This window comes from Pseudomonas sp. Wu6 (assembly GCF_019891515.1).
Classification (GTDB): Bacteria; Pseudomonadota; Gammaproteobacteria; order Pseudomonadales; family Pseudomonadaceae; genus Aquipseudomonas; species Aquipseudomonas orientalis_A.
Genome location: NZ_JAFLXH010000026.1, coordinates 43,084 through 69,045 on the forward strand (window position 1 = coordinate 43,084; position 25,962 = coordinate 69,045).

General features: G+C 53.5%; 28 protein-coding genes, 1 pseudogene and 1 riboswitch. Of the genes and pseudogenes, 11 read left to right on the top strand and 18 right to left on the bottom strand.

The window, feature by feature from the left end:
• Positions 1 to 235 precede the first annotated feature (235 nt).
• The 5 genes from nhaA to J1G34_RS18210 form a co-directional block, all read right to left on the bottom strand.
• On the bottom strand, positions 236 to 1,438 hold the full coding sequence (gene nhaA, locus J1G34_RS18190) for a Na+/H+ antiporter NhaA (protein WP_055135311.1): 1,203 nt from the start codon (positions 1,436 to 1,438) through the stop codon (positions 236 to 238).
• Positions 1,439 to 1,748: 310 nt separating this feature from the next.
• Positions 1,749 to 2,279, bottom strand: a complete 531-nt coding sequence (ppa, locus tag J1G34_RS18195; protein ID WP_055135310.1) for an inorganic diphosphatase — start codon at positions 2,277 to 2,279, stop codon at positions 1,749 to 1,751.
• Between the two features lie 2 nt (positions 2,280 to 2,281).
• A complete protein-coding gene (locus J1G34_RS18200) occupies positions 2,282 to 2,635 on the bottom strand; it encodes a DUF190 domain-containing protein (protein WP_008438039.1) in 354 nt (117 codons plus the stop codon).
• A gap of 10 nt (positions 2,636 to 2,645) precedes the next feature.
• Entirely contained in the window at positions 2,646 to 3,029 is a 384-nt protein-coding gene (gene crcB, locus J1G34_RS18205; RefSeq protein ID WP_055135309.1) for a fluoride efflux transporter CrcB, read from the bottom strand.
• Between the two features lie 138 nt (positions 3,030 to 3,167).
• Positions 3,168 to 3,229, bottom strand: a riboswitch (Fluoride riboswitch).
• A gap of 135 nt (positions 3,230 to 3,364) precedes the next feature.
• Positions 3,365 to 3,700: a hypothetical protein gene (locus J1G34_RS18210; RefSeq protein ID WP_055135308.1), complete on the bottom strand. Its 336-nt coding sequence runs from the start codon at positions 3,698 to 3,700 to the stop codon at positions 3,365 to 3,367.
• A gap of 466 nt (positions 3,701 to 4,166) precedes the next feature.
• On the opposite strand from J1G34_RS18210, the gene J1G34_RS18215 reads away from it, so the two are divergent.
• Positions 4,167 to 4,628, top strand: coding sequence for a 3'-5' exonuclease family protein (locus tag J1G34_RS18215; protein ID WP_222994441.1), 462 nt, complete (start codon positions 4,167 to 4,169; stop codon positions 4,626 to 4,628).
• A gap of 90 nt (positions 4,629 to 4,718) precedes the next feature.
• Here J1G34_RS18215 and J1G34_RS18220 read toward each other — a convergent pair whose 3' ends face one another.
• Positions 4,719 to 5,198: a transcriptional regulator gene (locus J1G34_RS18220; protein ID WP_058419434.1), complete on the bottom strand. Its 480-nt coding sequence runs from the start codon at positions 5,196 to 5,198 to the stop codon at positions 4,719 to 4,721.
• 227 nt (positions 5,199 to 5,425) lie between these two features.
• On the opposite strand from J1G34_RS18220, the gene J1G34_RS18225 reads away from it, so the two are divergent.
• The 3 genes from J1G34_RS18225 (at position 5,426) to J1G34_RS18235 (ending at position 6,780) form a co-directional block, all read left to right on the top strand.
• Positions 5,426 to 5,818 carry a DUF6957 family protein gene (locus J1G34_RS18225; protein ID WP_238785912.1) on the top strand — a complete coding sequence of 131 codons (393 nt, stop codon included), beginning with the start codon at positions 5,426 to 5,428 and terminating at the stop codon, positions 5,816 to 5,818.
• Positions 5,819 to 5,859: 41 nt separating this feature from the next.
• Positions 5,860 to 6,306 (top strand): hypothetical protein, encoded by a 447-nt coding sequence (locus J1G34_RS18230; RefSeq protein WP_146477802.1) that lies wholly within the window; start codon positions 5,860 to 5,862, stop codon positions 6,304 to 6,306.
• A 90-nt stretch (positions 6,307 to 6,396) separates the two neighbouring features.
• Positions 6,397 to 6,780 (top strand): hypothetical protein, encoded by a 384-nt coding sequence (locus J1G34_RS18235; protein WP_177117320.1) that lies wholly within the window; start codon positions 6,397 to 6,399, stop codon positions 6,778 to 6,780.
• A 195-nt stretch (positions 6,781 to 6,975) separates the two neighbouring features.
• Here J1G34_RS18235 and J1G34_RS18240 read toward each other — a convergent pair whose 3' ends face one another.
• The 8 genes from J1G34_RS18240 to J1G34_RS27285 form a co-directional block, all read right to left on the bottom strand.
• Positions 6,976 to 9,732 (bottom strand): AAA family ATPase, encoded by a 2,757-nt coding sequence (locus tag J1G34_RS18240; protein ID WP_222994442.1) that lies wholly within the window; start codon positions 9,730 to 9,732, stop codon positions 6,976 to 6,978.
• Positions 9,725 to 10,294 (bottom strand): hypothetical protein, encoded by a 570-nt coding sequence (locus tag J1G34_RS18245; protein ID WP_055135301.1) that lies wholly within the window; start codon positions 10,292 to 10,294, stop codon positions 9,725 to 9,727. The genes J1G34_RS18240 and J1G34_RS18245 overlap by 8 nt, the downstream gene beginning before the upstream one ends.
• Positions 10,284 to 12,686, bottom strand: a complete 2,403-nt coding sequence (locus tag J1G34_RS18250) for an ABC-three component system protein (protein WP_222994443.1) — start codon at positions 12,684 to 12,686, stop codon at positions 10,284 to 10,286. The genes J1G34_RS18245 and J1G34_RS18250 overlap by 11 nt, the downstream gene beginning before the upstream one ends.
• Positions 12,687 to 13,179: 493 nt before the next feature.
• Positions 13,180 to 14,112, bottom strand: coding sequence for a DUF2971 domain-containing protein (locus J1G34_RS18255; protein WP_177117321.1), 933 nt, complete (start codon positions 14,110 to 14,112; stop codon positions 13,180 to 13,182).
• Between the two features lie 157 nt (positions 14,113 to 14,269).
• On the bottom strand, positions 14,270 to 14,746 hold the full coding sequence (locus J1G34_RS18260) for a hypothetical protein (protein ID WP_177117322.1): 477 nt from the start codon (positions 14,744 to 14,746) through the stop codon (positions 14,270 to 14,272).
• Positions 14,743 to 14,952: a hypothetical protein gene (locus J1G34_RS18265; RefSeq protein ID WP_177117323.1), complete on the bottom strand. Its 210-nt coding sequence runs from the start codon at positions 14,950 to 14,952 to the stop codon at positions 14,743 to 14,745. Before J1G34_RS18265 ends, J1G34_RS18260 begins: the two co-directional genes overlap by 4 nt.
• 131 nt (positions 14,953 to 15,083) lie before the next feature.
• Entirely contained in the window at positions 15,084 to 15,764 is a 681-nt protein-coding gene (locus J1G34_RS18270) for a competence protein CoiA (protein WP_177117324.1), read from the bottom strand.
• 166 nt (positions 15,765 to 15,930) lie between these two features.
• Positions 15,931 to 16,440, bottom strand: coding sequence for a DUF7693 family protein (locus tag J1G34_RS27285; RefSeq protein WP_256348263.1), 510 nt, complete (start codon positions 16,438 to 16,440; stop codon positions 15,931 to 15,933).
• Positions 16,441 to 16,712: 272 nt separating this feature from the next.
• Here J1G34_RS27285 and J1G34_RS18280 point away from each other — a divergent pair, with 272 nt between their 5' ends.
• Both J1G34_RS18280 and J1G34_RS27480 read left to right on the top strand, forming a co-directional pair.
• Positions 16,713 to 17,120: a hypothetical protein gene (locus tag J1G34_RS18280; RefSeq protein ID WP_177117325.1), complete on the top strand. Its 408-nt coding sequence runs from the start codon at positions 16,713 to 16,715 to the stop codon at positions 17,118 to 17,120.
• Between the two features lie 18 nt (positions 17,121 to 17,138).
• Entirely contained in the window at positions 17,139 to 17,345 is a 207-nt protein-coding gene (locus tag J1G34_RS27480) for a hypothetical protein (RefSeq protein ID WP_347709495.1), read from the top strand.
• A gap of 19 nt (positions 17,346 to 17,364) precedes the next feature.
• Here J1G34_RS27480 and J1G34_RS18285 read toward each other — a convergent pair whose 3' ends face one another.
• On the bottom strand, positions 17,365 to 18,159 hold the full coding sequence (locus J1G34_RS18285) for a hypothetical protein (protein ID WP_177117326.1): 795 nt from the start codon (positions 18,157 to 18,159) through the stop codon (positions 17,365 to 17,367).
• Between the two features lie 281 nt (positions 18,160 to 18,440).
• Positions 18,441 to 19,397 carry a restriction endonuclease gene (locus tag J1G34_RS18290; protein WP_177117327.1) on the bottom strand — a complete coding sequence of 319 codons (957 nt, stop codon included), beginning with the start codon at positions 19,395 to 19,397 and terminating at the stop codon, positions 18,441 to 18,443.
• 355 nt (positions 19,398 to 19,752) lie between these two features.
• On the opposite strand from J1G34_RS18290, the gene J1G34_RS18295 reads away from it, so the two are divergent.
• Positions 19,753 to 20,811, top strand: a complete 1,059-nt coding sequence (locus J1G34_RS18295) for a hypothetical protein (RefSeq protein ID WP_177117328.1) — start codon at positions 19,753 to 19,755, stop codon at positions 20,809 to 20,811.
• Positions 20,812 to 20,879: 68 nt separating this feature from the next.
• Here the strand turns inward: J1G34_RS18295 and J1G34_RS27700 are convergent, their stop codons facing one another.
• A complete protein-coding gene (locus J1G34_RS27700; RefSeq protein ID WP_262411855.1) occupies positions 20,880 to 21,431 on the bottom strand; it encodes a hypothetical protein in 552 nt (183 codons plus the stop codon).
• A 212-nt stretch (positions 21,432 to 21,643) separates the two neighbouring features.
• Here J1G34_RS27700 and J1G34_RS18300 point away from each other — a divergent pair.
• Positions 21,644 to 22,243: pseudogene (locus J1G34_RS18300) on the top strand (mechanosensitive ion channel family protein); the annotation flags it as partial.
• 43 nt (positions 22,244 to 22,286) lie between these two features.
• Here the strand turns inward: J1G34_RS18300 and J1G34_RS18305 are convergent.
• Positions 22,287 to 22,844 carry an RBBP9/YdeN family alpha/beta hydrolase gene (locus tag J1G34_RS18305; protein ID WP_222994444.1) on the bottom strand — a complete coding sequence of 186 codons (558 nt, stop codon included), beginning with the start codon at positions 22,842 to 22,844 and terminating at the stop codon, positions 22,287 to 22,289.
• A 223-nt stretch (positions 22,845 to 23,067) separates the two neighbouring features.
• Between J1G34_RS18305 and J1G34_RS18310 the strand changes: the two genes are divergently transcribed.
• The 3 genes from J1G34_RS18310 to J1G34_RS18320 are packed head-to-tail and all read left to right on the top strand — an operon-like array spanning position 23,068 to position 25,960.
• A complete protein-coding gene (locus J1G34_RS18310) occupies positions 23,068 to 24,447 on the top strand; it encodes an iron-containing redox enzyme family protein (RefSeq protein WP_262411856.1) in 1,380 nt (459 codons plus the stop codon).
• Between the two features lie 11 nt (positions 24,448 to 24,458).
• A complete protein-coding gene (locus tag J1G34_RS18315) occupies positions 24,459 to 24,773 on the top strand; it encodes a Rieske 2Fe-2S domain-containing protein (protein ID WP_065887918.1) in 315 nt (104 codons plus the stop codon).
• A 5-nt stretch (positions 24,774 to 24,778) separates the two neighbouring features.
• Positions 24,779 to 25,960: an MFS transporter gene (locus J1G34_RS18320; protein ID WP_122582614.1), complete on the top strand. Its 1,182-nt coding sequence runs from the start codon at positions 24,779 to 24,781 to the stop codon at positions 25,958 to 25,960.
• Positions 25,961 to 25,962: the final 2 nt, after the last annotated feature.

Here is a 25,962-nt window from a genome sequence, read left to right on the forward strand (position 1 = left end):
GGACTCAGTCGTAACACCCTTTGAACGTCCCTCGGCTGACAAGATTCGTTACTCCCCACATGACTGCTATAGAACACCAAATACGACGGCCTCCCTCACCGGCATATCTCGGCTTCGATATGCCGTCGCACACTGTATCGTGATCCTAACGACAAAATGATGGCACTTCGTTAGACGGTGCTCCTACAGCAGAAATTCTGATGGAGAGAAATTCTGCTGTCAGCTCATTTTCTAATCACCTCGATAGAGTGGCTGTGGCAACGGCAGGCGCAGCGCTGCGACGCAAAATCAGGACTCCACCGATTGCAGCCAAGGTCGAACCGATCAACACGCCGACTTTTACCTCGTCAATCAGGTGAGCTGATCCAGCAAACGCCAAGTTGCCAATGAACAGGCTCATGGTGAAGCCGATGCCACACAGGAGCGCAACGCCGTAAAGCTGTGCCCAATTGCTGCCTTCTGGTAGTTTGGCCAGGCCCATACGAATGGCAAGAGCAGCCAATAGGAAGATGCCAATCTGCTTGCCCACCAACAAGCCCAGCGCAACACCCAGAGGAACCGGATCGACTAGGTTCTCCATGGAAATACCTGCCAGTGAAACGCCCGCATTGGCGAAGCCGAAAATCGGCACCACAGCGAACGCAACCCACATGTGCAGCTTTTCCTCCAGGAATAGCAGTGGAGACCGGGCTTCCTCTTCAGGCTTGCCCATTGGGACGCACAGAGCTACAGCGACACCCGCAAGGGTGGCATGCACGCCCGACTGCAGCACGAAGAACCACAGCACACCGCCGACCAGCAAATAAGGGAATAATCGTCTGACGCCCAATCGATTCATTGCGATCAGAATGACCAGGGTTACGAGCGATGCCAGCAACATCGGCATGGAAAGACCGGTGGTGTAGAAAAAGGCGATGATGACTACAGCACCCAGGTCGTCAATGATCGCCAAGGCGGCGAGGAAGACCTTCAGCGACGTAGGGACTCGCTTACCTAGGAGCGACAAGACGCCCAGGGCGAACGCGATGTCGGTAGCGGCAGGGATAGCCCACCCCTTCAAGGTCTCAGAATTCCCCCAGTTGATTGCGATGTAGATCAGCGCAGGCACCACCATGCCGCCTATAGCACCAAATCCCGGCAAGGCACGCTGGCCCCAAGTGGATAGCCCGCCTGCCAGAACCTCCCTTTTGATCTCAAGGCCGACCATCAGGAAGAAGATAGCCATCAGGCCATCATTGACCCAATGCTCCACAGACATGCCCAGCCAGACACTGTGCAAGGCGGCAAAATAACCTTGCGAGAGAGGCGAGTTAGCCACAATTAAGGCCGCGAGTGCTGCGCCCATCAGTACGAGACCGCCAGCGGATTCCGACGATAGGAAGCGAGCCAGGATCGCGGCTGCTCTAGGGGTTTCTGCGGGAGTTCTGCTGTGAGTCATCAGTGTCCTTACGCTTTGATCCAAAGCGATTATTTTAACATCCGAGGTTTACCAACGCGGCAGGGCACATAGCCTGTAACGATTTACACCAAGCCCTAATCAGCCTCCAGCCTGTTCCCCGGCAGAGGCTCGCTCACGAAACTCAGGAGCACGCTCCAAGCGCATATCCTCAATAGGCGAGCGAACATTGATCATTCCTTACAGGCGTGTGGTTCCCCGGATATTTGATGATTGAAGCAACTGAAACCCACCATAAATGCCCGCACCTCAGCGCGATCCTCCGACTGTGGCATTTCAATCTGGAGTAAGCCTATTTGGGGATATACGCTGCTACCGACTTGCGAATTTCTTCCCGCGCTTCATCCGCGCTCCCCCAACGCCCCATCTTCACCCACTTACCCGGCTCCAGTGCCTTGTAGTTTTCGAAAAAATGCTGGATCTGTGCGAGGAGTAACGCAGGGAGGTCTGAGCACTCCTTTACATCGCTGTACATTGAGCTGAGTTTTTCATGAGGCACTGCGATCACCTTGGCATCCGCACCAGCTTCGTCCGTCATGTACATCACACCCACCGGGCGACTGCGGATGACAACGCCAGGTGAGACGGGATAAGGGCAAACCACCAGGACGTCCAGCGGATCACCATCGTCGCTCAGCGTGTTCGGGATAAACCCGTAGTTGGCCGGATAGAACATCGGTGTGCTGAGGAAGCGGTCAACGAAGATCTGCCCACTTGGCTTGTCCACTTCGTACTTGATCGGAGTGTGGTTTGCAGGAATCTCGATAACGGTGAAAAAGTCATCGGGGATGGCTTTGCCAGCTGGGATGTCCGCGTAGCTCATGTTCATAGCTCCGAAGTTGTGGAGGGGGCTGCGCTGGAAGGCGTTTTTCCAAGGGTGCCCATCTCGATTGGCGTCTTAGTGAAAAACACCGATATCTCCTCGGAGTCCAGTCGTGTGAACAACCGTTCTGCCTCATCTTCCGTGATTGCCAAGCGAATCTCCGTGGGTTGATCCGCCAGCTCAAAAAAGTGCGATGAATGCAGTTTTCCGGTGTGCCCAAACCCTTCGATTCCAGTGCAGAGCGTGGCGCCTCGCAAACCCATTTCTTTAGCCACGTCGACGATCCATTCGCCTAGCATCTTTCCCTGATAGCGACGGTTTTGTTGAGTAAAGAAAACGACCATAAAGCCTTTCATTTCGATCTCCTCAGCGAGTACCAATCATTTGGTAGGACAGAAGCCCGGCAGCAGTCATCGCTAACGAACCTACGACGTGCAACGAAATTGAGCCGAGCGCCCAGAGCAGTCTGCCTTCCTGAATCAAGGCAACCGTTTCGGCTGAAAATGTGGAAAAGGTGGTAAGCCCACCACAGAAGCCCGTGATGATCAGGAGACGCCACTCTGGGCTTAGGGTCGGAGATGCGGCCAAGAAGGCGATGGCCAAGCCGATGATGTAACCCCCAACCATGTTCGCGACCACAGTACCTGGAGGAATCGTTGGGAACAGAGCATTCAGCTTCATCCCCAAAAGCCAACGCAACCAAGCTCCAAGTGAAGCGCCAACAGCGATGACGATTAATGACTTCAGCATGGCGAGCCCACCTCATCAGACCTGAATGGAATAACAGGCGGAGGGCAGGTGCAGAGAAGAAATCGAGACTCGAAGGGTAAGATCATATCCTGTCCTAAATTGGAGGACAGGGAGGCACACCTACGCACCCTGTCCAGGGTTCACGTAGGCATCATCAGCACGAAGGCGGTTAAAGGAGGAATGCCATCTCCTGTTCTGATCCTATAGCATCAGCGCCAATGGCATCAAGAGCAGTTACACGCGAGCGATCTGAAGGCCCCTTCGGCCAGGCAAGATGGTTGATCAATGATCCAGGCAGGGGTCGACCCTTCGCCCAACCAGATTAGTTGGCGCGTCTACATCGATTTAACCGATACCACTTCCACATACTTGTACTTTTTCCTAGCAGCCTTCACAGCCTCCTGCTCAGCAAGCAACGAGCTCAACGTGTCGGCCTCGTGGATAAACTCATGCATCTTCCCCTCGAATTCGTTTCCAACCCGAAGCGTGACCTTCAGCCTAGGCGTAAATGCTTTTGCCACTTTCTTCTTCGCTGCTGGAGCGACCAGCGGTTTGGCGAGCACAACTTCTTCCACGGGCTCCGGCACTAGCGACGTAGAAACTTGCTCCTCTGGCTGAGGTGTGCCGAAAAGGGCATGACGCATTTCTTCTTCAGTTAAATCAGAGCTCATAGAACATCTCAAAGGGACGCATTTCGCTGGGCAAGTTCTAATAGGATTGTTGCTGACCGGTGTTCGGGGAGCCTGCGGAGACGTCAAATCCCCAATTCGATTTCAATACAAGAGCCTCGCAAGGCTCGCGAAAGCTGCGCCTTTGGCAGCAGTGTAATGAGCCCATCAACTAAGTTGCTAGCGTGACGAGCGTACAGCGTGACTGTGCCTGCATCAGGCGTTCGACCTGGCACGATGGCACCTACCCGCTGCTGGGCAATTTTCAGTATGCTCAAGACTTCCTGACTCACCTCATTGGTGGACAGGTGTTCAACCAATGGTCTGGGTGGAGGGGCGGCGCGGCTCCACATTTCTATGACCGCTTGGAGGAGTCCGTCTGAGCCGAGATGCTCGAGGGCCCTCTCCCATAACTCACCCTCCTGCGCCATATTCAGGCGAGCCCTAGTCATAACGGAGTTCCTGCAACATGAGGCTCTTTCTTGATTGCGAATTTACTCAGCTCTCATCTGCAGCGAAGCTGATATCGCTGGCACTGGTTGCTGAGAATGGTCGCGAATTCTACGTGGAATTGGTCGACACATGGCGAAAGGAAGATTGCAGCGACTTCGTCGTAGAGATCGTCCTTCCGCAGCTATGGGGCGGTGACAATGCACAACCTACCAGCAGGGCAAGAACTGCACTGCTCGATTTCCTAGCCTCGTTCGACGAAGTTCTGGAGATTGTCACAGATGCTCCACAGTACGACTGGGAGCTTTTCTGCGAACTCGCATATGACGATGGTAAATGGCCAAGGAACATCCGGAATTACCCCACTGACGCCACCACTCTGGATGCCACAAGTGAAGGGGTTCCGCTTCCGCATCACGCTCTTCTTGACGCCCGTATCATCGCTAGCATGTTCAACGAAAGCGATCTGAAGAAAGGGTGATGAAGTCCTACGGGCCCAAGGTGATCTAAAGCTGTCTTCCACAGCAATCCTTCTTGGGACATATTCAGCCTGGTGCTGGTCATTCAGAAATCAAGCCTGTTCAGACTTGCTGGTCAAATACCTACGAATAGTAGTTTTAGACAGACCCAACGCTTCAGATATCTCGGTTACTGACACTCCCTCACTGTGAAGGCGATTTGCCTCTGCCGCTTTCTGCGCTGCTCCGGATCGTGCTGGTCGACCAGGAGGAAGCTTCCCTGCACTTACCAACGACTCCATCTCAATATCTACGCTGTCCTTCCTAATCCTATTTAGTTGCTTATTCAGACGCTTCAGCCCCTCCCTAAGCGGCTCGTTGGACTGTAGACACGTCGCCATGAGGATCAGTGAGGCTGGCTCAACCTCCAGCAGCGCTGCAAGACGAATGAGCACATCAATCGTGATGTTCACCTCCCCACGCTCAATGCGGCCCCAATAGGAACGGTCAATAGTGATCAGGTTTTCTTGCGTAAGACCTTTTTTTCTACGCAGTGCTCGCACCACTACAGCTAGGGCTTCTGCGGCCTCCATGACATTTCCCCACGCAAATCGAGGATAAGGCCATATTGCGGCGCACCATAACACGGGCTATGATCCGTATTATGGTGCTATCAGCGTTTTTGAGGCCTGCTTTTCGATGCATATACATCCGTAAGCGGAGCTACGCACCTTGCTTGCGGGAGCCATCTGCTCGAGTGCGAGCGACAACAAGCGGGCTTGAATTGTCAATTTCCCGGTTATTAATGAAAGGAAGCCCTATGGCCAGCGTCGAAGAACCCGACTTCATGAATGGGCCACGGACACCACTTGAGGGCCTGTCGAGCAGCTCTGCAGCTCGAGCCTTAGCAGTCGAACGATTTCCTAAAAAGCCTTACTGCCTAGTTCGCGACTGGACAATATTTCGTATTGAAGTCACCCGCGACGAACTCTTCAAATGCCAGGCAGCGGGCCAACTCCCGATGATTCTGTTTGCTCACAACGTGGCCGAGGACAGCCAAGGCCGTTTCGAACGCGGCGATTGGGTTCGTTCAAGCATGTGCACCGGTTTCCACGACGGTGTTGCGTTCGAAACCAGAAACTCTGTGTACGTGTTGATTGGCCCTGGTCATGAACAGCTCGCAAGCCTGAAAGACGTTTTCTCCCTCTTCTAACTGCGCTCTGTATCGGAGCCCATTCAGGCTAAGGACATACGATGTTTAGAACACACGACGCCGACATGCTCGGTCTACCCGGTATGTTTGGTGAAGGTCAGTACCAATGGCATCAGGTATCCAAAGTGCTTCGTAATCACTGGTATCACGTAACTGTCCAGGCCATGTACGAGGACAGAATTTCAGAGGCGATTCTGATGATCGACAGCGAACCACGGCTTCAGCAACTGCTGATTGCCCAGGACGCGGAGACGATCATCACAGAGGTGCAAGTAGTCACACCTGCCCACATGAATGGCACGGGAGTTTGGCGCATGGAGAAACTGACCAAAGTGACGCTTGGTGAAGACCAAAACGAGTGTGTTGTGTGTCTGCTGGAGGTGGAGACCGGCTCCAAATACCACAGCTCTCACCAACCTGGCTTCAACACTGATGTGCTGAGCAACCTTCGTCCGATCTATCACGCGAACATGATTCGTACAGCCTGAGATTTACCAAGAATCCCGCACGATATCAGCGCAGATGTTTCCGTGCGGATTTCCTGGTAACGCCATACGGGCTGCGAAAGGAGCGCAATTATGCTGAACACTCTGGATGTGAATTTTCATGGAAAACGACATACGGATTTCGATCTCGCACGAATCCTAAAAGCACAAGCGCAAGGCTTCGACAAACCGATAACCGCCTATCTCTGCGGAGTATCCATAAAGGGTCGTGCTGGATTAGGCGTCGTATTTGGTCACAACCGTAAAGACCAATATGGACGGTTCGGCGACGGTCACTTGATCCAGACTTCTGACGTCATTAAGGCGGAGCGAGAGGGCCGATTTTGGGTACTGACCACAGTCAACTCCAGGTACGTCCTCGCTACGTTTCAGCGTGGCAATGGTAGGTCTAGTCTGCGCGAGTTTCAGCGTCTTGCGGCGGGGCTGCACCATTTCACCCCATGGGCGTTGCAGTGATCTTTTACGGAGTGACTGGGCGCTTTGTATGAGGCCATGGTGGAACCCAGACCCTGCAGGTCTTGGCTCTGACGGGCTTACATCCTCACGTCTCTGCCGAGTTGCCTGCGTGCTCCGCTTGCCTAAACCTGGGAGGAGCAATTGAACGGCCACTGATCATTCCTTTCACTGGCCGTTTCTCACACCTGTGTCGGGCTATTCTGCTGCAGTTGAAGTGTTTCTGGTCACCGTTGCCTTGACACCTGTCCGAGGATTGCCCTCAAGGTGGATAGTATTCAAAAGGTATTCGTCGGGCAGACTGGAGAACTTCTGCGCCAGATGTCTTGCCAGGGTGTCACTTGCGGTCGTCAGGATCAGGTTCATGTGATCCATCGAAGTAGCTACGAGCCTGAATATGTCAAGCATGGCGACCCTGTTGAGGTCGTCCAAGTGTGCGATTGGCTCATCAAGCAGGAAGCTGCCTCCAGTAGACTTAGCCCTCGCCAGGTAAAGTGACAGGGCCAAATCCTGTCGCTGGCCTTGACTCAACTTTTCCTGCGCTGCAAGCGGAGTATCGTTACCTTCCGCAAGCACCATCCAGTTCAGATCGTCCCCAGATACGCTTAGCTTGTGATACACCTCGTTAGCATGCATTCGAGAGAATAGTTCTGTCGCCGGGCTCAAGAGCGGAGACAGGCTTGATACAGTCACATCGCGAACATGATCACCATATCGATTGATAGCCTCATCCGCTGTGAGGATGTGATTTTGACCTGTTTGTAGCTTTTTGCTCACAGCCGACTTTTCCTTCTGAAGCTCGATCAATTTTCCAGAGTCATCGTCGACACTCAGCAACACTTGGCATTCGGCGATCTCCGATTCGTATCCTTCCGCCCTGATGAGTTCCGCCTCTACGCGAGTTTGGGTGGCCGCGTGCAGTTCTTTCGAAATAGGATGGCCATCGTTAACCTGGTTCCACTGGTCTTGAAACCGATTTACAACCCGGGAAACCGCCGCAATGCTGGCGTTGAGTTGATTGGACTCTTGGGCCTTGGCTTGGATGGCCCGAAGCTTTTCGTCCGCAGACCGAGCAAGGTTTGTGCGCTCTAATGTAGTCGCCTCCAATTGGCGCTGGTAGTGCTGCGAATACTGAGCCAGTCTTTGACGCGCCTCCAAAACTCTAGTGATCGCATTAGGAGAGGATGGGGACTTAAAGAAATCTTCAACCTCTAGAAGTGATCGAACAACCTTTTTCGTCCCGATCACAACTGTGATTCGAGCTCTTAGGCCTCCGAAATGAATGATGTCGGACTCTAAAAACTCGTCCTTACCCATGATGGAGAGGTAGCCTGTTTTCGACTCAAATGCCTTCAAACTATCGCGTACTGACCCAAGCAGAGCGGTGTAGTTCTCGGCGGATTTTTGTTGCGAGCGCGCGGCCTGTAATGAGTCGCTCCAAAGCTTCTCCGTTTTCTGAGCAGTCTCCAGTTTGGTCTTGGCGACCTGTATCTCCGGAGTTATCGCTGCGTAGGTGAGGTGCTGGCGCAAGGCTTCCGCATCACCCCAATCGTGGCTGCAGAGTGGACAATAACCGGTTATCGAATTCTCCGCTGCTTCATGCCCTAGTGCCCTCAAGCGATCTACCACATTTGATAGCGCGTTGAATTCGGATTGAGCCTTCTCGCATTCTCGCGTGGCGTCGCTGGCAGATTTTGATATTTGGATGAAGTTTGCCGGAGGAAGGACAGGGCTGCGCAGAAGGTCAGACCTTTGCTGCAGGAGGCCAAGCAGTGCGTCCTTGTTGTGGATCAGATACTCCAGAGCGCTCAGCCATTCCTGTTGTCGGCTGTCGTCCCAGCTATACTCGACAAACTCATCCTCCACAGCCTTGAAAAAATTGACGGTGTCATGGTTTCTTTGAGCGATGATTTCGCTCTTGGCAACGTTGTCCCATTGGTCAAGAAGGGCGATTTGTGATTGCGCCCACCCTACGCCTAGCTTGGCTTGGCCGATGCCTATATCGACCTCAGAAATTCGCCCCGAGAGCTGGCGATGTTCCTTGGTTAAAGTTTCGCTGGTTTCTGTGGTTTCTTTAAGCTGCTTTCGGCTAGTTACGAGCTGCTGCGTGCTGGACTCATATCCTGCCCACCCTTCGAGCAGGAGATCTAATATCCCCTTTTGTTGCCTAGTGCTTTGCAGCAGCCTAGCGACCTTCAGCTGGGCATTTTTAAAGTCATCCAAAAGATTCCCCGACAGCTGGCTGTCAGGAAACCCTGATAACACTGCGTTCAGCTTCGGAATGGCTTGATCGCGCCCCTGCTGACCTTGAGTTAGCCTTGCTTCAAGAATTTCGATTTTTGCCAAGAGGCCCTTTAGCTTTGTCTCCAAACCTTGGGTCTTGGGCAACTCATTGCGGTATTCCTTCAGACTACTGAGCGTGCTAGCGAGATGGCCCAGCCCGAGTATGTCGGCAAATATTTGCTGTCGGGTTCCTGATTCACTGTTATCTACAAGAAGAGCTAGGGAGTTTGCATACAACCATCGGCTGTTGCGCAGCCAATCCCGCCGGGCTTTGCTCGTAGCTTGCGCGGTACTACCTGAGACTGAGATAGGGGTTAACATTCCCAGCAGATCAGGATCTTTAATTTGCCTCATCTTCTTGTCGGATGGGGCTTTGATCCAGGCTTTGCCTTTGATTCGTTCTAGCTCGTGCCTGACACCGTTTATCTCGCATTCAACGTGGACAGCAGTATCCCCAGCCCCCCACTCGCACGAAAAATCAGTGGTCGTTGGAAGGTCATTCACCTTGTTTGTTAGCAGCCATTCCAGCGCATAGCAAATGGTGCTTTTTCCGGTTCCATTGGCAGCGTGGATGATGGTGAGACGTGCATCCAGAGGTATTTTCAGGACTTTTGGCACGCCCCGAAAATTTCTGATTTCGACCGAGAGGAATTTTATGGCTGAGTTATTCATTCAAATCCCACTTCTTTCCATGTTGGCGGGCGAGTACCTTTCCGGTCGATCCGGCGAGTGCCTGCAGTAAGCTAGTCACATTCTCGTTGTTAGTGTCGAATGCTGAGAATTCGGCCTGCCCTAATGGCGCCGCCAGCCCAAGTGGGGTAATTCGCTGGCAACGTTGCCAATCACCGGCGCCAGGGTATACAACATGCTTTCTCACGAATCGTGTGTCTTTTTCGACTTCGTTCATGAAAGGCTTCAGCTCATCAGTCATTCCCGCGAGCGCCAGAACTAGATATCCGTCCACGACGGATCCCTTTTTCTCCAGCCGCAGAAGTCCCGCATCCAGAAAAGCTTCGGCCTGCCTAGTTTCTGCCCACACTTCATCATATGAAGAGCCTTCGATCCGCACGAGCAGAACCGCCGCAAATTTCGTTGACCAATATCTTTCTTGGGTTGGCAACGGCGGGCCAGGCCAGTGAGGGTCGTTATCGAATATCAGGAGCCCCTCTTGAGGTGATGCGAACCCTGCATCGATAGCTCGCTCATCCAAGATCTTGATCAGTTCATTGAGCATCTAGATTCTTCCTGCGAGTGGAAATGTCATCCATGAAGTCCTCAACCGCGATTGTCTCCTCTTCGTCGCAGCATGAGTGAACCTCATCAAGTGGAAATACATACACTCGATTCACCATGCCGACTTCCGTGAATGACCCTCGTTGGCCTGGGGCTGCCGTGATGTCCAGGCGTTCTTCGCCTTCACTATTAAGTTCGCCCAGCTTTTGGTCTTTGACTCTGCCCTCTGCATTGGCAAAGACGACGAGATGAGGGTGGTTGGCGGTGTCTCTCGCCCACTTGTAAAGCTCTACGGTCATCTGCCTTACTAGGTAGTCATCATTTGTCCACGCAAGCACGTTGTATTCACCTTCGCTCGCTGCGCTGAGCTGAAGATGACCTTTCGATCCAGGCTCTGTTATCCATGTTGCGCTGCCGTGGGACTTGAGATAACTGAGGGCGGAAAATGCCTTCATTACATATTTCCCAGAGGTGGCCAGGTCTTCCAGGGTGAATGCTTTTTCCGGCGCCACGCCGTGGCGTGTCTGATAGGCAAACGACTGCGAGTCTTTCAGCTCTCCTTGCTCGATCAATTTGTCCAAAAGAGCTAGTTGATTCCTTACCTCTGGAATGTAGTAGCTGGAAGGCGGATGTCGATCAAAGAGCTCATGCATCTCGACCGCTGCTGGCATCAGGTCGCATGTGATACCTCCAGCTTGCAATCGATGGCCTCTAGCACGCTTCAGAGTGATATTCGCATCCCAAGTGAGCGTCAGCGTAAGGCTGCCGCTCGTGCTCCTACGCATCACGCGGCTGGGGGGGTGCATGGATGGAGGGCTTGATCGCGTGTGTAGGTCGGTTTCGATGGCAGGAAAGATACCCGTAGCGCTGTGAAGCTGCATCTTGCAGTTCTGAAGTCGGGCACTGTTCGCCGACGCAATCGCAACTGGGGAAATCAATCGGCGAGCATGGTAGTCGGTGAGTGATGTCACGACGTCCATAAGATCAACGATGTGCAGGGAGGCCAAAACCAGATTCGGGCGTTTAAATTTGTCTTCCGCTTGACTGGCAATCAGTCTGCGCAAATGAGAGTTTCTATTCGACGCCGGATTGATAAAATCATCACCTAACGTTGGCCAGATGATCATGTCCTTGAAGGCGAGTCGAAGTGAGAAGCTGCCGTGATCAAGGGTTGGATTTTTAGGAGCGGTTTCAACCAGCACATGGCAGCTGATCTCATCCTCAGCGCCATTTGTAACCCAGCACCATCCTGCTCTGTAGTCTTGAGCCGACGCGGGCTCCCAGAGCGGATCGATCCAAGAGATGTTGTCCGCAACTCGCCAGGCGTTGAGTTGAACCCCCGTCACTGCCCCGCACCCCACTAGAAGTACGAGCGGGCTTGGATACGCTTCTACCAATTCGTTAATTTCTAGCCACTGCGCTGGCGTGGCAGCTGCCGAACCGGCGGTTACAACTACAGGTCTGCTGCCAAATACCTCTTTAAGAGCTCCAGATTTCGGGTTAAGCATGCCCTGCAAGAATGGCAATAGATCTTGGCCTTGGATCAGGCATACGTTGAGGTCATCTCCGTCTCTTAGCTCCCAACTGATGTACTCCGTACGAATCTTGCTAAGGGACGCCTCTTCTCCGGTAGGCAATGTCCCTCCAAGAGACGCTAAGTAATCCCGCACGACCTTTAGGGTTTCGTCGGCATCCGAGTCCAGTTTGAAGTATGTATTTCTTACCGAAGGGTGCTTACCTACCAAGGCCGACAAGCTATCTTTTCTCAGAGCCCTGGTTTCTAAGGTAGGTATCCGCTGCCAAACAATTGCGCAAAGTTCGGCAGGGGTCAGTTTGTTAAGGGAGTCGTTTTTCTGGAAAGTCTTGGATTTGTTGAAGACTTTTTCACAAGCTTCTTGGAAGGCGCCCAGCCTGTCGTTGAATCGCTTGATACCTTCCCCTTGAAGGAACTCAAAAGCATCCGTAGCTACGTCATCAGCCGCCGCAAAGTAGTATCGGAACGTTTCACCGACAGGGGGCGCAATTTGCGGTCGGATGTGTGCATAAAGGAAGAACTTGCAGGTTTCGTAAATCACCGTACTGAGATCGAGTTTTTTCTTCAGCCGCTTACATTGGATAACCCCAGCCGGAACGCCTGCCTTGAAGAGAATGACGTCTCGACCTTGGTCGGCTCCATCGTTGAGACGACCCACCACGTCGTACCACGTGTCATTGTCGCGCTCGTATTCGGCCCGATATATGTCTGCGACTAAAAGCTCAAAATGAGCATCACCCATGCGTTCGAATGGGAGTTGCCCGCAATCCATAGCGAATAGATCGGGAGCGACTGTTGTGTCCGCTCTAACCTTCGCTTCCTCCTCAGGGCTGATGAGTGAGATCTCTTCTTCGGCCAATTTCCGCTCCTAGCGTTTAGTGACTGGCATCGTGCTGAGTCCGGCGTTTTCCATCAGGACAGTGGCGGGCAACTGGCTGAGCAGAGTCCTTGCTGTGTTTGGAAGCCGTGTGCCTCAACGCCCTTATTTGAGAGGGGGGCGATGCCAAGCGGCAATCATCATAAGTCGTGCAGGAGCCTGAAGATAGCAGCTAAACTCATACGCTCTCCCTCTTCCGATAAGCGTCAGTGAGCACAAACGGCTCAAACATCCTTCCCTCGGCTTAAAGCACGTCTAGCCCCCGCTCTTCAAGCTCGCTCGGCTAGCTCGAAGGCGGTGTCCGCACCCTTAGGCTCGGGATGAGGCATCCTGGAGGATGCAGCTAAGGACTATAGGGCGATGGCTATGAATAGCCTCGCTAGTTGAGCTTATCCGATATTTACCAGCCGCTCCTCATAGAGCCTATAGGCTCGCAGAGTAGCGGTGAGCGGTAAATCACTCAACGGACACCCGTTTATTCCAGTTGGTCAAAACACTCTGCTGCAGAGCGCGCGCGGTAGGGATAGGAGACTGTAAGCTCCTGTTCGTTCAAGGCGAATCTTTTGAGTTTAAAGGTTCCATAAATCTCACGCATTTCATACATTTTAATAGGTTTATCCCGCCCCTCTAATGCCTTGATAACCGTGTGCTTAACCGAGTCTATGCAACGTGTGCCAAAAGTCACGTCAGTTACTTCAAGTGGCGAGTCTGATAGGCCTCGGCGCCCTATAAATCTCCATTCTTTCTCATACCGCCAATCATGAGCTTTACGCAGTAACACCAAAGCATCCACTTCCTCGCGGGCCGCATCATCGCCGTTAAGCATTGCGGCCACTCTGCTCGCGTCAATGAGCCGGCTTCCCCCATATGCCACTTTATGAAGATTCTTCTGAACGTCCACAGGAACCTCGTAACCGATACAAAGGCCATGGTGCTGGTCTCCATAGTGGCTCCACATAAGAGGGCAGGAGTTTTTTGTTGCGAGCGAGAGCACTCCCTTGTTGTATGCTTGAATGAGCTCAATCTGTAATTGGTAGGTTAAGAGCTGAACTTGCAGACTTGGAGAAATATCACGATATTCAGGATTGGTCGCATTATAAGCAATGTCTGCGATAATCCGCTCTGCTTGACGTTTACTATGCCGCTGGATGTGACCGACGGTCTTAGGGCCTCGATACATTATCGCCTTAGCAGCGGCTGCCATCTCCGCAGAGATCCTGTTCTCTATTAGCTTTCGAAGTGTGTGTTCGAGCTGATCAACAGGAAGATCCGGGTTAATACAGGGCTTTGTGTCAAGCGGGTCATTGAACGAAGCAGGATCGGCAAAGTAGATCTTGTCCGATACCAGTAAATCGACGGTTAGCGCACTGAATGCTCTGTATTTGTACAACCGTTTTGGAGCTTCCATTTTGGCATCCTTGGCAAATCGTAAGAAATATCAAACAGCATAATTTAGTCGTAACACGCTTACCCCAGCCTGATTTTTTGCCCAGCTCCGGACACCTTGATGCGTCCGTTCAACTCCTAGAAATTCATGCTGCGTCCTTACCCACAATGCAGCGACATCACTGGGAGTCGAGCCAAGTCTCCACTTTGTGGATCCTGCCAACCTCAAAGAGCTTCGGCTTGGCCAAGTCGAGCATCTTGAGTAGTCGCTGCTTTTCCGTCAGGGATGGAAACCACTCGTCAATCTCGATATTGCAGTGCTCGGATTCGCTCAGGGCCCATCTCACAATCATATCCGCCGCCGCTCGGTAGTGATCCGCCATGAAGAGCAGTTGCCCGTCTAAAAACCAACCGCGCTTGGCCAGTTGTTCAGTTACGTCAATGACGCCCGCGTCGCCAAAAAATCCCGTGGTGTCAGGATAGTGAATACCTGCCAAAGACACTTTCGCTACGCCCGAATCCCGGTCGAAGTAGGACAGGAAATGCCACCCACCAGTGGGGCTTTCATGGTGCGGGAAGTTGATAGCAGCTTTCCCAGTGATGTAATGCTCAAGCGAAACGCGTTTGAGATCAAAATCGAAGAGCGGCAGGGTCATGGAAGCTTTTTGAGCCGGGCCAGCCCCTGTTTGATATGACCAGCGTTCTCACCAATCGTGTAAAGCGCACCACGAACGTTGTCGCCAACTTCCGCATGTCCCTGGGCTTCCACATGGAGGGTTAGCTCCATGAGAGCCGCCTCGAGGGCTAGCTGGTTTTGGCACATTCTTTCCAGAACGTCTGACAGCGAGTATTCACCGGGCATCTGCATGGACTCCTTGATTACGACCCAGCATAGCTCAGAGATGAGTCAGCAAGTGTCTTACGGTTAGCTCCCAGTGCTCAGCAACTTTGAACTAATCATGACGACCATGCCCCTAGGCACTTGGTCGGTTTTTATTGATCCGCCGTAACGAATCTATCAGAGGCCGGGCCTCCGTTGAAGCTAAAATCGGTGGTGCCGTGGGTGATCCATTCGACCAGCTTTTCCTTCGGTGTGTAAGCCACCACTCCATGTTTTTGAGTCGGATCGAATCTTAAGACGCGCCATATACCAAAATCGGGGCCAAAGTCGATGAACACGGGTTTGGAAACCAACCAGCGAGCAAAGAGCTTGCTGCGGGAATACCAGCTAAATGAAGCCAGTCCATTCTCCGACACTTTCGACAAACCCATTCTGAAGTTGTACCTGTCGAACTCAGTTCGCGTGCCATCGATCACCCAGATCATATTTTGATAGTAGTTTTGCCTCGCGATGACCTCTTCGGGATGTATCGTCGATCTCTGAAACTCAATAACCATCCCTGAAGGAGTTCGGACATCTGCTATATGTCGCTCCCCTGAGGATGCTTGCAACACAACTTCCTGCCACTCGGTTGGGAACATATTCTTCCAATCGCGATGCCATGCCGTTTCCGTTTCCCACCACGGATCGCAATTGTCCAAACGTTTATGAGCCCAATGCCAGACGACATGGTTCCCGCATTTAGCGACGGTCTGGGAACCACAAAAACTGCAAACACCACGTGCTTTTGGAGTGGCCTCTACACGAGCGCCTTCAAGCAATGAGTATTTCATTTTCTTCCTTGATGATAAAAATGGGGGCGGTAGCTCTTAACTTCCTAGTTGTCAGTACCTTGTGACCCACAGGACGAAAGACAATATCTGAACACGGAAGTCGTCCTAGCAGCCTGGCAGGCCTGCGTAAATGTCTATAGAAGCAGGAGGCGTAGGGTGTTCCCACTTAAATCGCCTTCAGGAGACGCTCAAGCGTTTGATGCTCCCATGTGCTAAGCATAGCAATGGGATCTGTGCCAAAGCGATCTCCCGAGTCAAAAGACCAGCGCCGCCCGTCAGGGCTTATGCACTCTTCGCAGTAGTCAAGCTCATCGAGGTCGTTATGAATAGAAATTCGCCAACCTTCGACATTAACTTGGAAGCGCTCCGCATAAATTTCGTCCCATCCCCGCTCGCAGGCTCTGACCATAATTAGCCGGCCAAGAGCTACCTCCCTCAGCACTTGGCTGACCTCTCGCGCTGAGAGTGGAGTCTCTTCGGCAACGCCATCGAGCTGCGACGAACGAGCTGCAGCTCTGGCCTCTTTCAACAATTGCTCAGCGTACATAGCCGGATCATCATCTGGCAGCGGGTAGCCTGCAGCAGATAGAGCTTCGGCGCGCTCTTCAATCAGCAGACGCTCGGGATCGCGAACCGTTTGGTAGGCTCTGCCTGGTACGCGTCGAGTTGTGTCCATTCCCGGCTCCCCAGAAGGCTGATGACTAAGAGCGACTAAATTACTTTTAGAACGATAACAGAACGCTTCGAATAGCGATGCCGAGCTCCGAATCATGAGGGTAGGATGCGTTGCGATCTATGCTTCACAGAGGCTCAGACATCAAGCAAGCGGAGCGCGCAGGCGTGAGGGATGCGAGCCCGCAGGGGCGAGACACGCCTTGGCGGGGCTCGATTCACGGCAGCCTGACGCAGCAGGCGGAATGCCATCAACGCCAACAAGAGATAACTCAAATGCCCGACGATGAACTCCGCGAACTGGAGGCCAAGAGACGAAAAGCTTTGTGGATGCTTGCGAACATATCTCCAGGCGATTCGAAGGCGTTCGATCCCTTATCCATTCTTGATGACCTTGAACTTCAAGAGCGAAAAGACTCCCCTCATGCTGACAAGGCACTTGAGCTCAACCAGCTTCGGGATTGTGTCACGGTGCAGCATCACCACTCCGGAATCGACATCATTTTGGAGCAGACTATCCCCCAGCCCTGGAGGGAGCGCTTCAGTCAGGCGAGTATCGGGTCGACCAGATTGTTAGATGGGCCGTACGCTGCGGACTGGTATAAATTCCTGGCTTGTTGGGAATCAGAGATGCAGCACCTCGAGGCACACAGAGCTGCCAGCAGTAAGCCCAAGCTGGATTGATGCAGACGGAGAAAAAACGTGGAACGAGACAGCGATGACACCGTGTATTGCGATATCCAAATGCCGGTGGCTAAAGGGCGGGAGCTATTGACGTTAGTGAATGTCCTGCGAGAGTCGAAAGCTCATCCAAGTCTCGACAGAGTTTTTGAACACATGCAGTACGAGCTCAGCACGTCGATTGATATAGTCGAAAATCCGCCGACTTGGGGCCTTTGGCGCGAATGATTCCCTCATCACGGTGTTACTAGCCAATAGCAAAGCCGCAATATAACGTCGAGGATTGGATTTCGAAAAATTTATTTCTGGCGTCTATGGTCGGCATGGATGTGCGCAGGAATAGCGTCACTTTTTGGCCATCTACCAGGAGGTTAAAATAGGGTTCGCTCGACCTTACCCTAACCCGGATTTGTGCTCTGTTAGCACCATTGGCAAATTTGCTGAACGTTTTGATATAGAACGAGCCGTTAAATAAGTTAACCGATGCAGTTCCAAAAACAATGGTATTACTCCAGTTTACTGAGTTGACATCCTCCCCAGCATGACTCAACGGAACGAATGCATCAAAGTAATTGAGCGGCTCATTTTCTATATAAAGCTGATGCTCGACTCGTTCGTTCATGCTCAAAATCCTCCAAGCATCGACAACTTCCTGTAGCGTGCCAGGGTGGATTGCTGGAGAGCTCTGAACTTGTTGAGCAAGCGCAAGCATTTGTGCTCGCGTAGGCATGGCCTTTTTTTTCGTAGTAGGAACTGCGCCTAAGTGGCTTGGGATGATCGTGGGTGCTACTGCCATTGCAACTTTTTTTTGCTCTCCCTGTACATTGGAGTTCTCGATGGATTCCTTTTCATTCTTACATCCCGTGATATGCTTGTTCGGCGCCCTAAAAAATTTGTTGTTCCTTTGCGCTGGGACGACCTTTTCCAAGCAGTTCTGCTCAGGACAAAAATAATAGAAAGTGGAGTTGTCTTTTGCGTACTCTGCCGACACGTTGGCGCCCACCTCCCAGCACACTGCGGTGGTCATCAATTCAGAGCTCATATTTCATATTCCCTCATTCGTCCGAAAACTCATCCTATCCACAGTGATGGCCCATGACTATTTGTGGTTTGTATCTTGTTCTGAGACCAGTGGCGGCTGCGGTGTGGCCTGATCGCGAATGAGGACAGGCTACTCATGTGCAAATGCCTTGGGATGAAACCAGGATCGATTCTGCACGTCGTTCCCAACGTCCAGCCGCAACAGGAATCGTCGATCAATGTCCTTGGAAAACCATCTTATACGTCACCACCAGAATTAGCTGATCTAATCACATCGCCTTCTTATAGGCTTTCGAGGTAGGGCTTTTTATCAATCACTGCAGCACGCACCTTGCTTCGCAGGAGACTGACTAAGTCGCTTTTGTTCATGAGCAGCACCACGATTTCCCTTAGCGTGCAAAGCACCATCGTTTTCTGGGTTGAGTGAGTGACGCACTCGGCGATAGTGGTAGAGGCAAAATCTGAGTTCGAGATAAAAATCCCTCGAGCGTCAGCTCTCGCAAACAGTCTAACCATGTGCGCCGCGAGATCATTCACTCCTACTGGATCCTTGAGCCATTTCATCTCTACAAGGTAAATGTGTCCTTCAAACTCGATGATTCCATCTATTTGCTCAACGACGGCGCCTCCAGATTGATCTAGTCGTTTGAAGTCTTCTCGTAAAAGGATTCCGTGTGCCCGGAACAGGTCGTTCAATACTCCCTCCAAGAGCTTGCCGCGCTTTTGAGGTTCTCCATCCATACCAAAGAGAGCACTCAGCCGATCACGAACGTCTTCAACTTTACGATCCTTCTCTGCAGTCGCTTGACGCTCGGCTCGTGCCTTGGTGGCGACCTCGGCTTGAGCGGCCTCTCGTTGCTGGTTCATTCGGGTAAACGAGTCTTTGACATTGACGATGCGCGCCAGGTCTCCCACGTTAGCTTTGGCCTTGTGAACATTGTTGGGCCAGCATCCTGAAAACTCCTCGAACTCCACCACCCGTTTGATGATTTCGCGCCTAGCCGCCAAGCCGCCATCCCCTCGCTTATTCAGCTTTTCAAGAACGTCGCGAACTATGGCAAATGTACTGACTGAATCACGGTTTGTTTTAACCGTGACGTCCATCAGCGCGAGATCATCATGAGGCACTCCTGCTCCCCGTAAAAAAAGCAGCACATCAGCCTTACTTTTGCAAAGTAGCGGGATGGTGTCGACCAGCAGGTTAAAAACATCAGGGGGATAGTGGTAGCGCGCGTCCATGTTCCAGCCCAGCACGTGGTGGTGAAATGCAAGAGTAGCTACCGAGACCACAATGGCACCAGCGGTGGATGTAAAAAAAGCTCACGACGGACATGTCTTGCTAGCAGGCAAAGCGCCTGCGCCAAGCTACGGCCTCAGCTGATTAGACTTTGGGGCATGTGGCACAAGCGTTGAGTGGTGCCCACTGGTACTTAACCTCGTCACGGGGCGTCAGAGTTTCGTATCAGACTCCCTAGTAGATTGAATCATCCTGGCGATGTGCTATCCATTGGGTATATACGCAATCGTTGAAAACAGGGTATCCCACCGGTGCGCATCTATCGGCGCGACCATTGCCTATCTGCAAGGAAGAACCATGCGCCTCGATCAAATGCCGTACCACTCGATGCCTACTCTAGCCGTACTCCCATTCCGTCAATTTGGAATCGGCTGGTCATGGCAACTGCGAGCCCTGAAGCTCTTCCCCGACTCCCTGCTTGCCTGGAAACGCTATTTCTACGATAACGGCCAGGGACATGCACGTGGTTCCTCATTTAGCACCTTTGCAGAAGCCATGATTGCGGCAGATGCGTTCAACCAGACCACCGCCGAGCGCATAGGCATAGCGGTGCTTGATCCCGTGCTCCAAGCCTCAGTCACCCTAAAGGTCGACAAGGCTTTGACTGCGGCTCGCCGCATTCAGGACGAAGAGGAGCTAATGGAGCGCGAGGCGATCAAACGTAATGCTCATCTGCCCCGCCCAGCCATCCGAGATTTAAATCTGCCCAGTAAGATGGACAGTTTGCGGGAGCCGCTACACGAACAGCTTATACGCGCCCCATATTTGCAAGTGATTGCAATCCCAAGGTTTAACGCTTGTCTTCGTCGTACCGGAGACATGGAATGGGAAGAGATCGGCGCTCTAACCCCGAAGCGCTCACAGATATGCCTTAGAGAATTTACGGCCAGGGGTTTTGGTCTTTCGGCAGCTGATCACTGGGGAAGAACCAAGGCACAGATTCGTGCTCTGCTGCTTCCAAGAGCTAACCAACTGCTTCAACTGGCCAGCGTCAAACAAATGCTTGCCGAAGCCAGGATGCGCGGCCAGAGGGTGTTGGTCTGTGGAGGTTTCGTGTTCTGGCTTGAGGATGATGGGCAGCCTAGGTGGGTCATCAAGAACACTGGGGGCGAGTCCAATAGCGAAGAAGGTACGACCCTATGGCATGAAGGCACCATTTTGTCCAAGAATCATGGTCGGATCGTAGTGCTTCCATATATCAAGGAAAATGGCGAGCGGGTGCAAGGGCACACTAAGAACGCGCCACATGACGGAAAAGCTCTACTTCGTCATCGAGATCAATATGTCACCCTTCCGTTCGAAATCTTGGAAGGAGATCTCATGATCGGTTTGTTCGGAGAGCTGCACTATGAGTGACAACCGAACAGCACTTGATGCGCCCCCCCGCATCGATGACCATGAAATCAATGGTCAAGCGAGGACAATCAGAGCTCCGCATCCCATGCATCCATCGCCTCACTCACGGTAGCCAACCAGCGAAGATGATCGTTCTGTATAGCATGGGCGACGTGCCTGGCTGTGTTGGCTTCGATCCAAGATGGAAGACTATGCGAGCCCTCTGAGAACAGGTTTGCAGTCGCGACAGCGAATCGCCCCGTACTTGTAGATTGGAGGCACACGTACCGCACTACAGCGCCACTCAGCAACCGACGCCAAGCCACTACCTCGATACAGTCCATGGTGCTCACCGGAGCCTCTACGGTGGAACTCACTAACGGTTCCACCTGGGCATCTTCCGATGCTCTGAATGATCGGTTAGGCGCTTCTGACCTGTGGACAAGATGCTTCAAATGCTCACGCGAGGCGACTATCTGTTCGCGGAGCTCTTCGGGGTCAATGGACATTCCGCCCTCGGGCGTCACCCTGAGAGTTTTGAGACCGTTCGCTGCCTTGATGAACTCCCGCTCACGCTTCTTCTCTCGTTGAGGACGGCGGTCGGGAAACAGCTTGGTGATTAAGCGATGGAGGTTGATCATGGTGTATTCCACAAGCGCCGATTGTAGCCGAGAAGCTCGGATAGGCTATCACTAGCATGCCTGCATATCCCACAACCTAACGCGTATATGGCGGAACCTGTTGCCGCTGCTCGAGTGCTGTCAATAACAGCGACGAAAAATGGACATTTATCATTTTTATGTAAATCATTGATTTTAAAGAATTTGATATGTCCATTTTAGTAATAAGCTCACGCGTGCAGAATTTCGACAAGACCATCGTCTCCATTCCCACCTGGCGCCTGATGTCCGAGTCATTCAAGAACTGGCGCGGCATGCAGGCCTCCGGCGGCCGGCGCATCAAGCGCAGCCTGTTCATCGACGCCAGCGGCGTGCGTTTTCTGCGCGATGACGAAGAAGAACGCATGACCCAGGTGCACCTGCTCACCGGCTACATCGGGCGCAAGCAGGCCGAACTCAAGGCCTGGAACGAGGCCCAGGGCCACAGTGCGCAACTGTCGGCCAACCGCCGCCGCATGACCAACCTGGGGACCTTTCGCGCCTACGCCCTGGCGTACCTGCAAAGCCACCCGGACATCCAGCCGAACATGACCTGCATGGTGCGCCAGATGCAGACCACCGCCCAGGGCGTGCCGCTGGAAATCTACTGCTTCACCCGCACCACGGCGTGGGCGGACTACGAGCGCATCCAGGGGGATATTTTCGATTATTTATTGGCGGTGTTGCCGGAGTTCGGCTTGAGCCTGTATCAGCAGCCGAGCGGCACGGACCTGCGCGGCGGGCTGTTTGCGATGACGCAGAATGCCAAGGCCGTGGAAACCCTGGAACACTGACAACCTGAGCTGCGAGGGGCCTGGCGGTCCCTCGCAGTGGCCGCTACTTGAGTTGGAACTGCGGGTCACCGGTCAATTGGTAAAGGTATTCCACACCCTTCGGCCAAGGCCCGTACCCCGAGTCGCCGTTGATATGGCCGGCGTCCGGCTCCCACACCAGTTCACTGCCCCATGCCTCGCCGAATGCTTTCGCCCGTTCCGGGGTGACGTAGGGATCGTTGGTGCTCGCCACCAGGATCGTGCGAAACGGCAGGCGCTGCATCGACATCGGCGTAAAACCAGTGGTGCCCGACGGATACGAGTCCGCCTCGGTATCGCTTGGCGCCACCAGCAAGGCGCCCTTTACCTTGTTCGACTGCGGATACTGCGCCGCCCAGCGTGTGATCAGGGTAATCGCCAGGCTGTGCGCGACCAGCACAACCTCGCTGTCAGCCGCCTCTATCGCCTGATTCAGGCGCGCCACCCAATCGGCAGCGACCGGCGTTTGCCAGTCCTGCTGCTCGACCCTCTGCAACCCGTGGAACTGACGCTCCCATTGCGATTGCCAATGGGCTTCACCGGAGTTGAACAGGCCCGGCAGGATCAAAACGCTGACTGTCATCTTCCTTCTTCCTCAAGACTTTATTAGCCCGCATGCCGGAAAAAGCCGGCGAACATGTCTAGTCGTCGCCCTAAAATAAATCAACTCACCCAAATCACAAAGCAGACTCCACCTATTGATTTAGTGAAATTCACTATCTACGCGCCCAATTTTCAATCTGTTTTTAGAAAAACCAAATCTATAGCATCTGGCCATCGAACAAATCAGCCAGAAGGCACTTCTTATGTTATGGACAACTAAGCTGTCAGATGACGCGCCCCACTTCGCACTCAGTTCGGATGCCGAGGCGCTTACCCACTACGGTGATGCCCAGGCTTTTGCCCAACCGCGCAGTTTTTATACCAACAGCCCCTTCCAGCGCCCTTCTCGGCCGCAGGATATTTCAGATGTTATTATCAGCACCAGCCTGACCAGCGACCAACTTTCAGACAGCCAGCATTTATTGGCGCAACGCTTGTTATTGAATATCTATGAGCAGGACCTGGTATTTCTGCCAAAGCCGCCCATGGAACTCGATCTCAAGGCGTTCAAACAATTCTACGACCCCGAGCACGCCGCCAGCGGCAAGAAGATCCGGCCGTTGCTTGAGCAGTATCTGTACGACTGGCTCAAGCAGGAAGTGCATATCAACGGTTCGTGGTGCCTGGATTCGTTTGTCGCCCACACCGACAAAGTCCTGGAGGAGGTCGCACAGTCCGAGTCCAGGTTGCACCAGGTACTGACCACCAGCCGCAACCCTGAACGGGCCGCGCGTTTTTTCATGACCCAATGCGCCGGCGACTTCCTCAGTGAAGCCTCGGCGATGGCGCGTAACGTGCTGGGCAACTGCGGTGTGTACACCAGCGAGCTGTTCAAGATCTTGATCGATGAATATGGCTACGGCGTCGATAAAAAGAAGCACAGCACCATTTTTGAAGACATGCTCAAAGACATGGGCATGTCGCACCACGTGCACCATTACTGGCAGTTCTACACCGCAGGTTCCTTGTCGCTGACCAACTACTTCCATTATGTGTCCGCCAACCACGGCGAGCTGTTCCGCTACATTGGCGCGATGTATTACACCGAGGCCACCCTGGCCCTCACTACCAAGCATCAGTCGAGCGCCATCAAGGCGATTTTCGGCGACAGCGTCTCCACCGACTATTTCGATGAACATTCACACATCGATGTCCATCACGGAAGAATGGCCCTGCAGCGCCTCATCCTGCCGATGATCAAGCAATTTGGCAGCAAGATCATTCCCGACCTGGTCCGCGGTTTCGAAGAGTTCAGGTTGCTGCAGGACATCGCCGATGAAGAGCTCTACGCCCATATCAAATGGCATGACGAGCTGGATGAACACCGTGCACTGGCTGCCGCCCACCACGGCCAGAAGCCGGTGGACCTGCGCATTACCGAGGCCGAGCACGAACTCTCGGTGCCGCACACCCACCCCAATGACGAGCTGTTCTGGATTGAAACCGGCGAGCTGGATTTTGTCGCAAGCCCCGAACTCAGCGTGCGCCTGAAGGCCGGGGAAGGCGTGGTGATTCCCAAGGGCATGCTGCATGGCACACGCGTCGTCAGCCCGTCCTGCACCTATACCGTCACGGCACTTTGAGTAGGCACCCCATGAAAGCTATCCGCCTGAACCTGACCGACGCCAACTACGTGGCCGTGGAAGACACCACTTATTTTCTCAAGCGCCACACCTATTCGACGCAGCTGCTGCCGACCACTTGCCCCCATCGCGGCGGCCCGTTGCACATGGGTGAAACCAGCGGCGACGGGCAGAGTGTGATCTGCCCCTGGCACGACAACGCTTACAAGGTGTGCAACCTGGAAAAGAAGTCGCCCCCCACCGTTCGCGTCAGAAACCAGTTCAGTACCGTCGTCGGTGACACCCAACGGTGCGTGCCTTTACTCAAACTTTCTCGTTACGACTGAGCCCTATGACCACTAAATCAACACTGACAGCGTTCTATTCGATCGTGACCCTGTTTACCGGCCTGGACATGGCGATTGTGATTGCCATGGTCTGGTTCGGCCTGGAAACCACCGGCTCGACATTCCTGGTCGGCGCCACGCTGTGCGTAGCGACGGTGGTGCCGTATGTGTGCGAACAATACATCGGCAAGTTTTTCACCATTGAACTGAGCATGAAACGCCTGCTGTACATCCGCCTGACCGCGTTCGCCGCCGTGCTTGGCCTGTCGTTCACGAACGCCGCCGTACTGCCTATCGGCTTCCTGGCAATCGCGTTCGTGGTCGGTGTCACCGACTATTTCACCATCAGCACCCTCGAGTCGAAAAATACCAAGCTGGTGTTGGCCGGCGCGACCGACAGCGACACCTCGGCGCGGCTGATGCAAACGTCCATCCAGATCGGCGCCTTCGGCGGCGCGCTGCTGGGCGGGGTGATCGTGGACGTGTTCTCGGTCAGCCAGACCCTGCAGATCATCAGCCTGGCGGCGATTGTCTCGCTGGCGGCGATCCTGTTCGTACAGGCCACGCCCGGCGCCGACACCACCGAGCAGGCCGGTGACGGCCCCGTGGCCCAGGCGCTGAACCTGCCGCGAAACCTCTACGTGCTGATCATTGTGTTAAGCATGATCGGGTTCCATATCGGCGCCTTCAACAGCCTGGTGCCGATCGTGTTTCAAAAGCTAAACGAGTGGAACGCCACCCTGTTCGGCGTGGCCAGCGGCCTGGCGGGCCTGGGTGCCTTCAGTGCGGCGGTGCTGCCACGTATCAAGCTCAACAGCTACAGCGCCATCCTCCTGGTGCTGCTGGCCGACGTGGCAATCGTGTATTTCCAGAACCTCTACGTGATGATGGTGGCCGCGTTCCTGCTGGGCTTTTGCATCAACAGCCTGCGCATCCAATTGCGCAAGAACCTGATCGAGTCGGCGCCCAACGCTCGGGTGGCCGACGTGATCGCTGCAAAGAGTTCGCTCTACTACCTACTGGTCAGCGGTTCGGCGCCCATGATCCTGACGTTTTTCACCACCGCAGGATTCCTCGGGCTGGAAGGTGCGCGCCTGTTGATGATCGTCTCCGCCGGCCTGTTGGCCGCCGCCGTGCTGGCGTGGAACCTCACGCCGGCGGTCCCGGCCACCGCGACCCTTGAATAAGG

Bases quoted from the DNA above. Each gene is read 5' to 3' on its own strand.
- nhaA (WP_055135311.1), bottom strand. From the start codon at position 1,438: ATGACTCACAGCAGAACTCCCGCAGAAACCCCTAGAGCAGCCGCGATC.
- ppa (WP_055135310.1), bottom strand. From the start codon at position 2,279: ATGAGCTACGCGGACATCCCAGCTGGCAAAGCCATCCCCGATGACTTT.
- J1G34_RS18200 (WP_008438039.1), bottom strand. From the start codon at position 2,635: ATGAAAGGCTTTATGGTCGTTTTCTTTACTCAACAAAACCGTCGCTAT.
- crcB (WP_055135309.1), bottom strand. From the start codon at position 3,029: ATGCTGAAGTCATTAATCGTCATCGCTGTTGGCGCTTCACTTGGAGCT.
- J1G34_RS18210 (WP_055135308.1), bottom strand. From the start codon at position 3,700: ATGAGCTCTGATTTAACTGAAGAAGAAATGCGTCATGCCCTTTTCGGC.
- J1G34_RS18215 (WP_222994441.1), top strand. From the start codon at position 4,167: ATGAGGCTCTTTCTTGATTGCGAATTTACTCAGCTCTCATCTGCAGCG.
- J1G34_RS18220 (WP_058419434.1), bottom strand. From the start codon at position 5,198: ATGGAGGCCGCAGAAGCCCTAGCTGTAGTGGTGCGAGCACTGCGTAGA.
- J1G34_RS18225 (WP_238785912.1), top strand. From the start codon at position 5,426: ATGGCCAGCGTCGAAGAACCCGACTTCATGAATGGGCCACGGACACCA.
- J1G34_RS18230 (WP_146477802.1), top strand. From the start codon at position 5,860: ATGTTTAGAACACACGACGCCGACATGCTCGGTCTACCCGGTATGTTT.
- J1G34_RS18235 (WP_177117320.1), top strand. From the start codon at position 6,397: ATGCTGAACACTCTGGATGTGAATTTTCATGGAAAACGACATACGGAT.
- J1G34_RS18240 (WP_222994442.1), bottom strand. From the start codon at position 9,732: ATGAATAACTCAGCCATAAAATTCCTCTCGGTCGAAATCAGAAATTTT.
- J1G34_RS18245 (WP_055135301.1), bottom strand. From the start codon at position 10,294: ATGCTCAATGAACTGATCAAGATCTTGGATGAGCGAGCTATCGATGCA.
- J1G34_RS18255 (WP_177117321.1), bottom strand. From the start codon at position 14,112: ATGGAAGCTCCAAAACGGTTGTACAAATACAGAGCATTCAGTGCGCTA.
- J1G34_RS18260 (WP_177117322.1), bottom strand. From the start codon at position 14,746: ATGACCCTGCCGCTCTTCGATTTTGATCTCAAACGCGTTTCGCTTGAG.
- J1G34_RS18265 (WP_177117323.1), bottom strand. From the start codon at position 14,952: ATGCCCGGTGAATACTCGCTGTCAGACGTTCTGGAAAGAATGTGCCAA.
- J1G34_RS18270 (WP_177117324.1), bottom strand. From the start codon at position 15,764: ATGAAATACTCATTGCTTGAAGGCGCTCGTGTAGAGGCCACTCCAAAA.
- J1G34_RS27285 (WP_256348263.1), bottom strand. From the start codon at position 16,440: ATGGACACAACTCGACGCGTACCAGGCAGAGCCTACCAAACGGTTCGC.
- J1G34_RS18280 (WP_177117325.1), top strand. From the start codon at position 16,713: ATGCCCGACGATGAACTCCGCGAACTGGAGGCCAAGAGACGAAAAGCT.
- J1G34_RS18285 (WP_177117326.1), bottom strand. From the start codon at position 18,159: ATGAGCTCTGAATTGATGACCACCGCAGTGTGCTGGGAGGTGGGCGCC.
- J1G34_RS18290 (WP_177117327.1), bottom strand. From the start codon at position 19,397: ATGGACGCGCGCTACCACTATCCCCCTGATGTTTTTAACCTGCTGGTC.
- J1G34_RS18295 (WP_177117328.1), top strand. From the start codon at position 19,753: ATGCGCCTCGATCAAATGCCGTACCACTCGATGCCTACTCTAGCCGTA.
- J1G34_RS27700 (WP_262411855.1), bottom strand. From the start codon at position 21,431: ATGATCAACCTCCATCGCTTAATCACCAAGCTGTTTCCCGACCGCCGT.
- J1G34_RS18305 (WP_222994444.1), bottom strand. From the start codon at position 22,844: ATGACAGTCAGCGTTTTGATCCTGCCGGGCCTGTTCAACTCCGGTGAA.
- J1G34_RS18310 (WP_262411856.1), top strand. From the start codon at position 23,068: ATGTTATGGACAACTAAGCTGTCAGATGACGCGCCCCACTTCGCACTC.
- J1G34_RS18315 (WP_065887918.1), top strand. From the start codon at position 24,459: ATGAAAGCTATCCGCCTGAACCTGACCGACGCCAACTACGTGGCCGTG.
- J1G34_RS18320 (WP_122582614.1), top strand. From the start codon at position 24,779: ATGACCACTAAATCAACACTGACAGCGTTCTATTCGATCGTGACCCTG.